The organism is Polaribacter sp. 2305UL8-11 (assembly GCF_058147165.1).
This window is the reverse complement of the sequence record NZ_JBYVJW010000007.1, coordinates 134,693-148,455: the sequence shown is the minus strand read 5'-3', so window position 1 is coordinate 148,455 and position 13,763 is coordinate 134,693. Positions and strand designations below refer to the sequence as shown.

Genomic DNA, 13,763 nt, shown 5'->3' with positions numbered 1-13,763 from the left:
CAAGTTTACGGAAAAATCCGCAAAAAATCTCCTAAAAAAACAGAAATCTTGAATATACCTTACTAATTTAAAGTATTGACTTATCTTTGTTCTTGATCGTATTACAAGCAAATAAATGAGCAAATTAATTTCCGGATTTTCCAAATTTAGCAAGGAAGAAAAAATAAATTGGTTAACAGAAAATTATTTTCACAATCAAACAGAAACGTTAAACATCATTAAACAATACTGGAATGATGATGATGGTTTGCAACAATTGCATGACGATTTTATAGAAAACACCATTTCTAATTTTTATATGCCTTTTGGGGTTGCTCCCAATTTTGTAATTAATGATAGAACTTATGTAATTCCAATGGTTGTAGAAGAAAGTTCTGTAGTTGCTGCAGCTTCTTTAGTGGGTAAATTTTGGAGTGCAAAAGGAGGTTTTAAAACAACAGTTTTAGGAACTACAAAAATTGGGCAAGTCCACTTTATGTTTGCTGGTGATAAAAAAGAATTAGAAACATATTTCAACTTAAATAAAACAGAATTATTTGCAGCAACAGCTTCCATCACCAAAAATATGGAAAAACGTGGAGGTGGAATTTTAGACATCCAATTAATTGACAAAACTGATAAATTAGACAACTATTATCAACTGCACGTAACTTTTGAAACAAAAGATTCTATGGGCGCGAATTTTATCAATTCTTGCTTAGAAGCTATTGCAAAAAAGTTTGAAAACGAAGAAATAGAAATTGTAATGAGCATCCTGTCTAACTACGTTCCAGAATGTTTAGTTAGAGCAGAAGTAAGTTGTAAAATTGCAGATTTAGGAGGAGAAAATCCACAGAAATTTGCAGAAAAGTTTTACCAAGCTGTAAAAATTGCAGAAGTAGAGCCTTACAGAGCAGTTACTCATAATAAAGGAATTATGAATGGAATTGATGCTGTAGTGTTAGCAACAGGTAACGATTTTAGAGCTGTAGAAGCTGGAGCACATGCTTATGCTTCTCATTCTGGAACCTACTCAAGTTTATCTCATTGTTCTATAGATGATGGTATTTTTAAATTTTGGATAGAAATTCCTTTAGCTTTAGGTACTGTTGGTGGTTTAACAGCATTGCATCCAATGGCTAAATTATCTTTAGAAATGTTGCAAAAACCATCTGCAAGAACTCTAATGCAAATTATGGCTGCTGCTGGTTTGGCTCAAAATTTTGCTGCTTTAAAAGCTTTAACAACCAAAGGAATTCAGCATGGACACATGAAAATGCACTTGCAAAATATCTTAAACCAGTTTAAAGCGAATGATGAAGAAAAAGAAAAGATTACTGCTTATTTTGATAAAAGAACAGTCACACATTCTGCAGTAGTAGAAAAAATAAATTCTTTAAGAAAGCCACAAATTAATTGGGTAGATTTTTTAAATAAAGATTTGGTTAGAGAAAAATTATCTACATTAAACGTACATTCAAAACCTAATTTTGGTAAAATGAATGCACAACAAATGGTAGAGCATTTAAGTGCAGTAACACAAATATCTAATGGTAATTGGGATGTAGATGTTTTTGTTTCTGATGAAAAAACTGCTCGTAGAAAACCGTTTTTAGATACAGAAAACGAATTGCAAACAGGTTTTAGAGCCTCTTTTTTATCTGATGAACCAACTAAAGAAATATTTAACTCATTAGAAGAAGCTATAAATGATTTGATTTTTCAAGTACAGTTTTTTGAAAAAGTATTTAAAAAAGAAAAAGCAAGAACAGTTGTACATCCATTTTTTGGAGAATTAGATTATGAGTATTGGAAAAAATTTCATACAAAACATTTTACACATCATTTTAAACAATTTAATCTGTTATAATGCATTTTTATTCTAATGGAAAATTATTATTAACTGGAGAATATCTTGTTTTAGATGGTGCAAAATCTCTAGCAGTACCCACTAAATTTGGACAAGATTTAATTGTTAAAAATATTAAAGAACCTCAATTAATTTGGGGCAGTTTTACGCACACAGGAGAATGTTGGTTCGAAGCCATTTTTGATTTATCCAAGTTACGTTTAATCAGTTGTACTTTTAACTCTGATAAAGAAGGGAATGCAGAAACCATCGCAGAAACTTTATTAGAAATTTTAATAGCAGCAAAAAGAATGAATCCTAATTTTCTGGAAACAGATAATGGTTTTTTTGTAAAAACGAATTTAACTTTTCCAAGAAATTGGGGTTTAGGAAGCTCATCAACATTAATAAATTCGATTGCAAATTGGGCAAAAGTAGATGCTTTTAAACTACTTTGGAATTCTTTTAAAGGAAGTGGTTATGATATTGCTTGTGCACAAAATGATTTACCTATATTTTATCAAATCAAAAACCAGAGACCTGTTGTAAATCAAGTTGAATTTAATCCTAATTTTAAAGAAAATTTGTTTTTTGTCCACTTAAATCAGAAACAAGATTCCAAAGAAGGAATTGCAAAATTTAGAGAAAGTGGTAATAATTTTGATAAAGAAATCAAAAGAATTTCTGAAATTTCAGAAGAATTTTTAGAAGCAAAATCAATATCAGAATTTAATAATTTAATTGTGGAACATGAACAAATTATCAGTTCAATCATCAAATTACAACCTGTAAAAGAAAAATTGTTTCCAGATTATTTTGGAGAAATAAAAAGTTTGGGAGCTTGGGGAGGCGATTTTGTGTTAGCTACTGGAAACTCAACAACACCAGCGTATTTTAAAAACAAAGGATTTGAAACTGTTTTGACTTACAGGAAAATGGTTTTATAAAAAAATAATTAGGTCTCGACTGCGCTCGACCTGACAATTAACTTTCTAAATGTCTCCTCGAGCGCAGTCGAGAGGTTACTTAAAATGAACAAAATTATTATAATTGGTGGAGGAGCTGCAGGCTATTTTACAGCCATAAATGCGAAAGAAAATAACCCAGATTTAGACATCAAAATCCTTGAAAAAGGAAAAGATGTTCTCCAAAAAGTGAAAATTTCTGGAGGAGGAAGATGTAATGTTACACATGCTTGTTTTGAACCAAAAGAATTGGTGAAATTTTATCCAAGAGGAGAAAAAGAATTATTAGGACCTTTTCATAAATTTATGACTGGCGATACTTTTGAGTGGTTTGATGATAGAGGAGTTCCTTTAAAAATAGAAAATGATAATCGTGTTTTTCCAGAAGCAAACACAAGTCAAGCTATTATAGATTGTTTCCAAAAAGCGGTTGATAAGTTAGGAATTAAAGTGTTGACAAACCATGGAGTAAATGCTGTTTATCAACAAGATAATCAATGGGTTGTTAACACTAAAAACCAAAATTTTAAAGCTGATAAAGTGGTAATTGCTGCTGGAAGTTCTAAAAAAGTTTGGGAGTTATGTAAAACATTGAACCATACAATTATAGAGCCTGTTCCGTCTTTATTTACGTTTAATATCAATGATAAAAGAATTGTAGATTTATTAGGCATTGCAGTGCCAAATGCAACTGTAAATATTGTTGGTACAAAATTAGAGGCTTCAGGGCCTTTATTAATTACACATTGGGGAATGAGTGGGCCAGCAGTTTTAAAACTGTCTGCTTTTGGCGCAAGAATTTTAGCAGATAAAAACTATCAATATAATGTTCTAGTAAATTGGTTGTCTAGACCCACAGATAAAGTGTTGAATGTTTTACTGAACTTAAAAAAGAAAGAACCTAGAAAAACAGTGATTTTGAAATCGCCTTTTACAGAAATATCAAAAAGATTGTGGGAGCGTTTTGTGCTATTTTCTGGTATTTCTAAAACTCAAAATTGGGCAGATTTAAATAATATTCAGTTAGAAAACTTAGCAAATCAATTAACAAAAGGAGTGTATAATGCAAATGGGAGAACCACTTTTAAAGACGAGTTTGTAACTGCAGGAGGAATCGATTTAAAAGAAATTAACTTTAAACGTTTTGAAAGTAAAAAACACAAAAACCTCTTTTTTGTGGGCGAAATTTTAAATATTGATGCTGTTACTGGAGGTTTCAATTTTCAAAATGCATGGACAAGTGGTTATATTTGCGCAAAAGCTTTAAGTGAATAATCCATGAAATAGAAAGTTTCATTTTTAATAAAATAAAATGGATTCCAAAAATCACAAAATCTGGGAAAGTTTTACAAAAAATTTCTGAGATTTCTCCACTTCATTTCTTTTCGGTCGAAATGACAAGTTCTTAATATTTTTAGAATAAAATTTTAAAACTTCAAATTTTTAAAAAAGTTAGCAAACAAGTGCGTTAGCGATTGAAGCTTTGTTTGAGCTCTTTTTTCTTTTTCTGAAAAAAAGCGAGTGCCTTTCGACTTCGCTCATGATAAACTCCAAGTGCGAGCAGAAAGGAAACGCCCAACTTCTCGACTGCGCTCTAAATGACATAAAACTACTCTTTTTCCGCCATTTTTTTAACGTAATCTGTAATAATTACAATTTGAGTAGGTCTAACTTTACCTTCTATATATTTAGCATTTTCATGGTCTAAAGAAATTCTTCTTACTGCAGTTCCTTGTTTTGCAATCATACTAGAACCTTTTACCTTCAAGTCTTTAATCAAAACTACAGAATCTCCAGCTTGTAAAATGGCACCATTGGCATCTCTGTGAATAATTTTTTCGCTTTCATCTAAATGATCTCCAGATTCTTTTGCAAAACGTAAATCATCATCCTCTAAATACATCATATCTAACAAATCTTGTGGCCAACCTTCTTTGCGCAAACGCGATAACATTCTCCATGCAACCACTTTTACAGCTCTGTGTTCGCTCCACATAGCATCATTTAAACAACGCCAATGATTTGCATCTGTTTCTTCTGGATTGTCTATTTGAGTTGTACAAGTTTCGCAAGCTAACAAGCTTCCATCTACTCCACCTCCACCAGTTAATTTTGGTTTTACCTCATAAACTGACAAATTATTTGTTGCTGTGCATAACTCGCATTTGTGACTACTTCTATTTTCTAGTTCTTCTTGTAAACTCATGTATTATTTTTTGTTTGCTATTGGCAAAAGTAGTGTTTTAAATCTTTTTTATTTGAAGCAATTTCCTGCTTTCACTACTCGCTTTTTTTAGTTTTGTTCTCGATACAAATTTGCTGAAAAAGCAAATTTACTCGAACTGACAACTAAAAAAGAGCTCAAACAGGTCGTTTAATCAGGGGTAGACTTGTTTGCTAGCTCTTTGCTTTATTGTAGCTATTTGTCATTTCGACCTTGTGGAGAAATCTCTATATTTATAAGTAAGATTTTTCAATTCCATTTTATTTTATTTATAAAGACATTTTTATTAAATTTCCAAAGAAGTAAACTGAAAAGAATTTCCATCAAACAAACCTTTGTCTGACAACTTTAAAGACGGAATAACCAACAACGCCATAAAAGATAAACTCATATAAGGTGCTTTTAAATTACTACCCATTTCTTTTGCCATTTTATCTAATGCTGCATACGCTTTCCCTATTTCTTTAGCGGGTTTATCTGACATAATTCCAGCAACAGGCAGTGAAACTATTTTTTCTTCAGAGTCTGAAACTGCACAAACTCCTCCTCTATTTTCAATAATTAAATTTACAGCTTTACAAATGGCTTCATCAGAAACTCCAACTGCAATGATATTGTGCGAATCATGCCCAACAGAACTTGCAATTGCGCCTTCTTTGATTCCGAAGTTTTTAATAAATGCAACTGCAGGTTTATCGTTTTTATATCTGTTTACAACAGTCATTTTTAAGACATCTGTATCTATGTTAGAAACTAAATTACCGTCTTTAATTAAAGAATTTGCTTCAATTTGATTCGTAACCAATTCTCCATCTAAAGCTTCAATCACTCTTATTTTTTTTGCAGATGATTCAAATTTAAATTCTTCTTCTTTCTTTCTATCTGTGTTAAAATTATTGAGTATTTCAAAATCGACATCTTTTACAAAACTTTCTCCATTTTTGGCGACTAATTCTCCATTGATATAGGTTTCTAAAACGTTGAATTTTTCTAAACTATCTACTACAATAAAATCTGCAAAATCACCTTTTTGCAACAAACCAACCTCTAAATTATAGTGTTTTACTGGGTTTATGCAAGCTGCTTGTAAAACTTTAAAAACATCAATTCCTTTGGCAACTGCTCTTTCACACAACTCATTGATATGCCCTAACAATAAATCATCTGGATGCTTATCATCTGAACAAAACATCATATTTTCAAAATGTTCAGGTAATAAATCTATCAAAGCTTCAAAATTCTTTGCAGCAGAACCTTCTCTAATGATGACTTTCATTCCTTTTTGAAGTTTCTCTAAAGCTTCCTCGTAAGAAAAACATTCGTGGTCTGTAGAAATTCCTGCAGCAATATATTTACTAACATCATCTCCTCTTAATCCTGGTGCATGACCATCTATTGGTTTGTTGTTATTTTTTGCGTGTTGAATTTTTGCTAAAACTTCTTCATCATCAAACAAAACTCCTGGATAATTCATCATTTCTGCAAGATATTTAATGTCAGGATTTTCCATCATCTTTTTAATATCGTCAGCATTAATAATGGCTCCAGCACTTTCAAAAGAAGTTGCTGGCACACAACTTGGCGCACCAAAATTAAATTTTAATGGCGTTTTTTTTCCGTTTTCAATCATAAAATTAACGCCTTTTACACCTAAAACATTCGCAATTTCATGAGGGTCAGAAACTGTGGCAACTGTGCCATGAACAACTGCTATTTTTGCAAATTCAGAAGGCACTAACATAGAGCTTTCTATGTGAATATGCGCATCTACAAAACCTGGAAGAATATAACTTTCTATAGAATGATTTGCTTGTCTAATTTCTACAATTTTACCATTATTAACTTCAACTTCACCTTTAAAAACTTGCTTGTTCTGTATATCAACAATGTTTCCTTGTACAATCATTATTCATAAATTTAAAGCGAAGTTACTTAGAAATTTTAAAACTTTCTGTCTACAGCAAAAGGATATAAGTTTAAAGAAAAAGGGCTATCAGAAATAATTTCTGAAACTAACTTACCTGTTGCAGGTCCTAAACTCCATCCCATCATTGCATGACCTGTTGCAAAAGTTACGTTTGTGCATTTGGATGATTTTCCAATATATGGTAATCCATCAGGAGAACAAGGTCTTAAACCACATTTAGCTTCTGCTCTTTCTTGCTCGTTAATTTTGATGTTTGGATAAAATTTTTGAGCAGCATTTGCAATAGCATTAACACGCGTTTTGTTTATAGTATGATTAATGCCTCCTATTTCCATAGTTCCTGCAAAACGCGTAAATCCGTTCATAGGGGTTACTGCTACTTTTGCCTCCATTAAAATGGCAGGAATTGTAATGTTTGTTTCTCTTTCTACATTAATTCTGTACCCTTTACCTGCTTGAATCGGAATTTTAACACCTAATTTCTTCGCCAAATTTTGCGACCAAGCTCCTGTTGCTAACACAAATTCATCTGCCTTTAATAAAAGATTAGTAGTATTAACTTGAGTTATTTTATGATTAGAAACAGTAATATCTAAAACTTCTTCTTTACCTAAAACACTAACTCCATTCTTTTTTAAATGCGTTTTCATCTGCATCATAAATTCATTGGGTGTCATGTGTGCATCTGAATGATAATAAACGGCTCCTTTTATATGTAGGTTAGCCTTTTTTTCTATTTTCTGAACTTCTTCTTTTGATAAATTTTCGACTTTTAAACCCTCTTTAATTGCTCTTTTTCCTGTTTCCCATTCTTCTTCTCCAGCTTTTTCTGTTTGATAATACATGAGTAAACCTTTCTGCTGATAATGAAAATCGAAATCGCCAGAAGTTTTCATTTCTTGATATAGTTCTCTGCTTAACAAATTAATGTCTTTAATTACTGGAATTGATTTTTCTACTTTAGATTTGGTAGCCGATTTTTTAAAAACCAAACTCCACTTTAAAAAATCGAAATCCAAACGTGGTTTAACATAAAAAGGGCTTTTAGCGTCTAACATCCATTTAATGCCTTTATTAATCATTCCTGGAGCTGCTAAAGAAATAATATGACTAGGTGTAACGTAACCTGCATTTATATACGATGCTCCAGAGCTGTAATCAGATTTGTCTATAACAGTAACCTTATGACCTTCTTTTTGTAAATAGTATGCAGAGCATAAACCTATAATTCCTCCTCCAATAACAATTACGCTTTTTGCCATTTTAAACTATATTTTTTTATGAAACCTTTCAAATTTTAAAAAACTAATAGATGTTTTTCTAACATTAAATCACAGAAAATCCATAAGCATAAGGATCATCTTCTGTATCAATAGTTATTGTATTTTGCCCAAAAACTTTTGCCCAACCTTTTATGCTTGGTACAATTGCTTTAAAATTTCCAATGGTAGTTTCTCGTTCTATTTTACCAACAAAAGTACTTCCTATAAAACTTTCATGTATAAATTCTTGACCAACTTTTAGTTTTCCTTTTGAAAAAAGCTGTGCCAATCTTGCTGATGTTCCTGTACCACAAGGACTTCTATCTATGGCTTTATCTCCATAAAAAACGGCATTTCTTCCATCAGAAGTAGAATGAATTGGAGTTCCTGTCCAAAGTAAATGAGATACATCTTTTATGCTTTCTTTCTCTGGATGAATAAATTTATTGGGATAATTTGCATTTATCCTATCTCTTACTACTTGAGAGTATTGGATAATTTTTGATGCTGTAAAATCTTGAACTCCACTAAAGTTTTTTTGAGGGTCTATTATTGCATAAAAATTACCCCCATAAGCAACATCAAAAGTAAGTTCTCCTAATTCAGGACAATCAATAGTTAAATTTTCTGCTGCTAAATAACTTTTTACGTTGATTAATTTTACCCATTCAACTTTATTATTTTTTTGTGAATACTCAATTTCTACTAAGCCAGCAGGCGCTTCCATTTTTATTTTACCTGGAACTTTTGGTGCTATCAAACCTTCTTCAATTGCAATAGTTATAGTTCCTATTGTTCCATGACCACACATAGGTAAACAACCAGAAGTTTCTATAAATAAAATGGCAAAATCGTTTTCTGGATGATGAGGAGGATATAAAATGCTTCCAGACATCATATCATGACCTCTAGGTTCAAACATTAATCCTTTTCGAATCCAATCGAATTCTTTTAGAAAGTGTAATCTTTTTTCATTCATAGTGGCTCCTATTAATTCAGGCCCACCATGTTTTATAACTCTTACTGGATTCCCACAAGTATGGGCATCAACACAGACAAAAGTATGTTTACTCATTTAAAGTATTATTAATGTAATTATTAACTCTATCTTCTAAAATTGCTAAAGTAACTGTTCCTTGCTCTAAAATTACTTCATGAAAATCTCTAATGTCAAATTTTTCTTTTAATTCGCTCTCTGCCTTTTTACGTAGCTCTCTAATTTTTAATTCTCCTATTTTATAGGATAGTGCTTGTCCAGGCCAAGAAATATACCTGTCTGTTTCTGTGTTTATTTCGTGTAAAGACAATGCTGTGTTTTCTGACATATATTTTACAACTTGCTCACGAGTCCAACCTTTTGCATGTATTCCTGTATCTACCACCAACCTACAAGCACGCCACATTTCGTAAGTATATTTTCCAAATTGTTCGTAAGGAGTTGTGTACATATTCATTTCATCAGCTAAAAATTCTGAATATAAACCCCAACCTTCTCCATAAGCAGACAAGTATAAATTTCTACGAAATTGAGGGATAGAATCTCCCAATTCGTTGTTTAAACTTCCTTGTAAATGATGACCAGGAACAGCTTCATGCACTGTTAACGCTGGCAAAGTATACAAGGTTCTGCTTGGTAAATCATACGTATTTACCCAATAATAACCAGGCTCTGTACTGTTTTTTGAAGTTCCAATATAACGTCCTCCTGTGTATTTAGGAGCAATTGCATCTGGTACAGGTGCAACACCATAAGGTTTTCTAGGTAAGGTTTTAAAGAATTTTGGCAATTGAGCATCTGCTCTTTTAGCCATATCTCTAGCAATCATTAATAGTTCTCTAGGTGTTTTTGCATAAAATTGTTTATCTGTTCTTAAGAATTTAAAAAAGTCTGCAAAAGATCCTTTAAAGTTTAATTCCTTAATTATTTTTTGCATTTCTGCTTTAATTCTTGCAACTTCTTTTAATCCTATTTGATGAATGTCATCAGCAGTATATTGTGTACTTGTGGTATAAAAATTAATTCTATTTTGATAATAAGCTGCACCATTTGGAGTTTCTGAAACCCCCAAAGTAGTTCTTGTTTTTGGTAAGTATTCTGTTTCGAAAAAAGTTTTTATCTTTTTAAATTCTGGAATAACCTTGTCTTTAATAGCACTTTCTGCAGCCTTTAAAATGGAATCTTTTTGAGATTTATGTAAACTTGATGGTAAGTTTTGAAAAGGTTTGTAAAATGGACTTTTTGTAAAATCATCTACAATATGAACGTTATAAGTGGATTCATATCCTTTAAAAATTACTTTTGGTTGAGAAACTCCTTTTGCTAAACCTTCTCTTAAATTTACAAAATGTTGATTTACAAATTCAGGTAAGCTATTTAGTTTTTTTAAATATTCTTTTACTTCCCAATAACTATTTAAAGGTCTAATTAGATAATTTAAACTACTATGAAAACCCGAATCTGATAATAATGGATTTAAAAATCGCTCGAACTTGTAAAAATCGATTTTGTCTTGAAGCACAAATTTTAATAATTCTGCAGAAATTTGCTCGGTTTCAGAAAGTTCATCCATAACCACACATCCAAAATACTGCATTTGATTTTCTGCATATTCTGCTTCTTGCTTGTAATATTCTCTTGTGAATAAACCTAAAGGATACTTATTTTTATCATAAGATTCTCTTATTTGATAGGATTGAATGAGAATATGTAATTCTTTTGAAGAACTACCGCATTTTTCTTCTCCATTATTACAGGAAAACATCAACACTAAAAAGACAACACTAAAAAGAAATTTATACAACTTCCTCATTATATTTTTTGATTGGTTCTTTTTCCTTCCAAAGTTCTAAAAATTCCTAAAGGATTCTCATTTTGTAATTCTTTTGGCAGCAAAGAATTTGGCCAATCTTGATAACTAAAAGGACGTACCCAACGTTTTATAGAACCAATACCCACTGCTGTAAATCTACTATCTGTAGAAGCTGGATAAGGACCTCCATGAACCATAGATTCACAAACCTCAACTCCTGTTGGAACTCCGTTAAAAATAATACGTCCTACTCTATTTTGCAGTGCAGCAATTAAAGAGGCATAATTATTCACTTCATTTTCATCTGAAATTATGGTTCCAGTTAATTGACCTTCTAAATTGGCAATTATTTGTTCTAATTCGTTTTCATTTTCACACTGCACTACCATAGAAAAAGGCCCAAAAACTTCTAAATGTAAGGTTGAATTTTCTAAAAATGATTTTCCATCTACAGTAACAACTGCTTGTTGCGCATAATTATTTTCTACATCTGCTTTGTAATTGGCAGTAATTGTTACATTTTCTTGTGAAACCACCTTTTCTTTGTTAGTATTATACCCATTTTTGATGTTGGGATGCAACATACAAGATGGATTTATTTTTACAATTTCATCAGATAATTTATTAATGAAACTCGTTAAATTTTCACCTTTTATCCCTAATAACAACCCAGGATTTGTACAAAATTGACCAGTTCCTAAAGTAATAGAACCTGCATAGGTTTTTGCAATTTCTTGATGTCTGTTTTCTAATGCTTTTGGTAAAATAACTACAGGATTTATACTACCCATTTCAGCAAAAACAGGAATAGGCTCTTCACGTTTAGCAGCTAAATCTAACAATGCTCTTCCTCCTTTTATGCTCCCTGTAAAACCAACAGCTTTTACTTTTGGATGTGCTACTAATTGTTGCCCAACTTCTATTCCGCTTGAATTTAGGTTTGAAAAAACACCATTTGGCATCCCAGTTTTTTGAGCTGCTTTTATAATTGCAGATGCAACTAATTCTCCTGTTCCTGCATGCATTGGATGCGATTTTACAATTACAGGACAACCTGCTGCTAAAGCTGCTGCAGTGTCTCCACCAGCTGTAGAATATGCTAAAGGAAAATTACTTGCTCCAAAAACCACCACTGGTCCCAAAGGAATTAACATTTTTCTAATATCAGATTTTGGCATTGGCTCTCTGTTAGGTTGTGCTACATCTATAGTTGCTTCTACCCAAGAACCTTCTGCTATTAAATTTGCAAATCCTCTTAATTGCCCAACTGTTCTTCCTCTTTCTCCTTTTGCTCTTCCTTCTGGCAAACCTGTTTCTGAACAATACATTTTTACTAATTCGTCATCTAGAGCTAAAATTTCATCAGCAATTGTGTTTAAAAAAGCTGCTTTTCTTTTCCCAGAAATAGACCTAAATTCTTTAAAAGCTTCTGATGCTAAATTGATAGCTTCTTTAATTTCTTCTGATGTTGCTTCTGTAAATGTGGTTTGATTTTCTTCATTCAATTCTGGATTAAAAGTTGTAAATGTTTTGTTTCCATTTGCTGAGTTTTGATTGCCTATGTAGTTTTTTCCTGTAATCATCTTTACTTATTTTTTAATTTTTTTTCAAACTTACTCGTTTGTAAGCTACTTTTTTTGATTAACTTATTAAGTCCAGAACTTCAAGTCTTTCTTTTGCCAGAATATATCTTGCATGGACATCATCAATTTGCTGTTTCGTTAATTTCTTACCAAAGGTACGTAACCCACCAACAACATCATTATGATGAATTCCCATAGCAAGCTTAAGATATTCCATAAGCAATGGCTGAGCATCTAAATACGATAAGGAATTTAAAGCCTGAGAAATTTTGTTTGCTTCTGCCCACTCTCCTTTTATAACATACTCCTGCATAGTAACACTTGCTTTTGGGAAGATACAACCAACACCTGTAATCCCACCACAAGCTCCAGCAAGTCCTGCATGTACAGTGACTGTATCTACTCCTGCCAAAATTTTTAAATCTTTATTCTCTAACATCAGCGTTTCTATAATTGAAACATCTATAGTAGATATTTTAAGAGCAGTTACTTTAGAAAGAACGGAAAGCCTCATAAGAAGGTCAGTTGAAAGCGCATGATAACCAGCTGCATCAGGATTGTTATAAGGCATAATTGTTACACCTACATCTTTTGCTGTTGCTTCAGAAAGTGCATAGTACTCATACATTTCTTTTTCAGTTGGAACAGCTTTCGTTTTTGGAGGCATAACCATAACTGTATCAACTCCTACTGTTGCAAGTCCTTCTATAATTTTGCCAAGTTCTTCCTTATTTTCTGCTGAAGCTCCACTGATTAATGGAATATTGTATTCTTTAGCAACCTCAGAAAGAGATTTAAGTAAAGAAAGACGCTGTTTGTTGCTCAGATAGCTATTCTCACCCAAAGTACCAGAACCTACAAGTCCGCTCATTCTACTCCCTCCTTTTCCTTGAGTTTTTAAAATATTTGCTGCCAGTTTTTGTGTTGTATCAAAGTCAATTTCAAAAGCTCCAGATTTTGATTCTTTTAGCCATGTAAATACTGCAGGCATCACACCATCCCAATTGCATTTCATTTTGTTATAATTTGTTTGATATAAAATTATAAATCCTAATTCTTTTAAAATAGGAGAAAATTATTCAATTTTAATACTATATTATCCATTTATTATAATTTAAAATCTTTAAAAGAATAATATTTACTTATTTTTGTTTTTCTAATCTC

General features: G+C 31.9%; 9 protein-coding genes and 1 pseudogene. 3 read left to right on the top strand and 7 right to left on the bottom strand.

The annotated features are described in order from the left end of the window. Positions 1–115: 115 nt before the first annotated feature. The 3 genes and pseudogenes from ACY2RW_RS08430 to ACY2RW_RS08420 all read left to right on the top strand — a co-directional run. Positions 116–1,384, top strand: a pseudogene (locus ACY2RW_RS08430) (hydroxymethylglutaryl-CoA reductase, degradative); the annotation flags it as partial. Between the two features lie 464 nt (positions 1,385–1,848). Beyond that, the gene (locus tag ACY2RW_RS08425; RefSeq protein ID WP_490122277.1) at positions 1,849–2,775 is read left to right on the top strand and encodes a GYDIA family GHMP kinase; all 927 of its coding nucleotides are present in this window, start codon (positions 1,849–1,851) and stop codon (positions 2,773–2,775) included. Positions 2,776–2,859: 84 nt separating this feature from the next. Next, positions 2,860–4,068 carry a BaiN/RdsA family NAD(P)/FAD-dependent oxidoreductase gene (locus tag ACY2RW_RS08420; RefSeq protein ID WP_490122276.1) on the top strand — a complete coding sequence of 403 codons (1,209 nt, stop codon included), beginning with the start codon at positions 2,860–2,862 and terminating at the stop codon, positions 4,066–4,068. Positions 4,069–4,402: 334 nt separating this feature from the next. Here ACY2RW_RS08420 and ACY2RW_RS08415 read toward each other — a convergent pair whose 3' ends face one another. From ACY2RW_RS08415 to ACY2RW_RS08385, 7 genes are all read right to left on the bottom strand, one after another. Then, positions 4,403–4,999, bottom strand: a complete 597-nt coding sequence (locus ACY2RW_RS08415; RefSeq protein WP_490122275.1) for a PhnA domain-containing protein — start codon at positions 4,997–4,999, stop codon at positions 4,403–4,405. A 304-nt stretch (positions 5,000–5,303) separates the two neighbouring features. Next, complete coding sequence (ade, locus tag ACY2RW_RS08410; RefSeq protein ID WP_490122274.1) at positions 5,304–6,923, bottom strand: adenine deaminase; 1,620 nt, start codon at positions 6,921–6,923, stop codon at positions 5,304–5,306. Positions 6,924–6,958: 35 nt separating this feature from the next. Beyond that, positions 6,959–8,206 (bottom strand): NAD(P)/FAD-dependent oxidoreductase, encoded by a 1,248-nt coding sequence (locus tag ACY2RW_RS08405; RefSeq protein ID WP_490122273.1) that lies wholly within the window; start codon positions 8,204–8,206, stop codon positions 6,959–6,961. Between the two features lie 64 nt (positions 8,207–8,270). Further along, on the bottom strand, positions 8,271–9,281 hold the full coding sequence (locus ACY2RW_RS08400; protein ID WP_490122272.1) for a 4-hydroxyproline epimerase: 1,011 nt from the start codon (positions 9,279–9,281) through the stop codon (positions 8,271–8,273). Continuing rightward, a complete protein-coding gene (locus ACY2RW_RS08395; RefSeq protein ID WP_490122271.1) occupies positions 9,274–10,968 on the bottom strand; it encodes a DUF885 domain-containing protein in 1,695 nt (564 codons plus the stop codon). Before ACY2RW_RS08395 ends, ACY2RW_RS08400 begins: the two co-directional genes overlap by 8 nt. Positions 10,969–11,015: 47 nt before the next feature. Beyond that, on the bottom strand, positions 11,016–12,599 hold the full coding sequence (locus tag ACY2RW_RS08390) for an aldehyde dehydrogenase (NADP(+)) (RefSeq protein WP_490122270.1): 1,584 nt from the start codon (positions 12,597–12,599) through the stop codon (positions 11,016–11,018). Positions 12,600–12,657: 58 nt separating this feature from the next. Beyond that, a complete protein-coding gene (locus ACY2RW_RS08385) occupies positions 12,658–13,614 on the bottom strand; it encodes a dihydrodipicolinate synthase family protein (protein WP_490122269.1) in 957 nt (318 codons plus the stop codon). Positions 13,615–13,763: the final 149 nt, after the last annotated feature.

What these genes read in the sequence shown, in the direction of transcription:
- ACY2RW_RS08425 (WP_490122277.1), top strand. Translation starts at nt 1,849, where the DNA reads ATGCATTTTTATTCTAATGGAAAATTATTATTAACTGGAGAATATCTT.
- ACY2RW_RS08420 (WP_490122276.1), top strand. Translation starts at nt 2,860, where the DNA reads ATGAACAAAATTATTATAATTGGTGGAGGAGCTGCAGGCTATTTTACA.
- ACY2RW_RS08415 (WP_490122275.1), bottom strand. Translation starts at nt 4,999, where the DNA reads ATGAGTTTACAAGAAGAACTAGAAAATAGAAGTAGTCACAAATGCGAG.
- ade (WP_490122274.1), bottom strand. Translation starts at nt 6,923, where the DNA reads ATGATTGTACAAGGAAACATTGTTGATATACAGAACAAGCAAGTTTTT.
- ACY2RW_RS08405 (WP_490122273.1), bottom strand. Translation starts at nt 8,206, where the DNA reads ATGGCAAAAAGCGTAATTGTTATTGGAGGAGGAATTATAGGTTTATGC.
- ACY2RW_RS08400 (WP_490122272.1), bottom strand. Translation starts at nt 9,281, where the DNA reads ATGAGTAAACATACTTTTGTCTGTGTTGATGCCCATACTTGTGGGAAT.
- ACY2RW_RS08395 (WP_490122271.1), bottom strand. Translation starts at nt 10,968, where the DNA reads ATGTTTTCCTGTAATAATGGAGAAGAAAAATGCGGTAGTTCTTCAAAA.
- ACY2RW_RS08390 (WP_490122270.1), bottom strand. Translation starts at nt 12,599, where the DNA reads ATGATTACAGGAAAAAACTACATAGGCAATCAAAACTCAGCAAATGGA.
- ACY2RW_RS08385 (WP_490122269.1), bottom strand. Translation starts at nt 13,614, where the DNA reads ATGAAATGCAATTGGGATGGTGTGATGCCTGCAGTATTTACATGGCTA.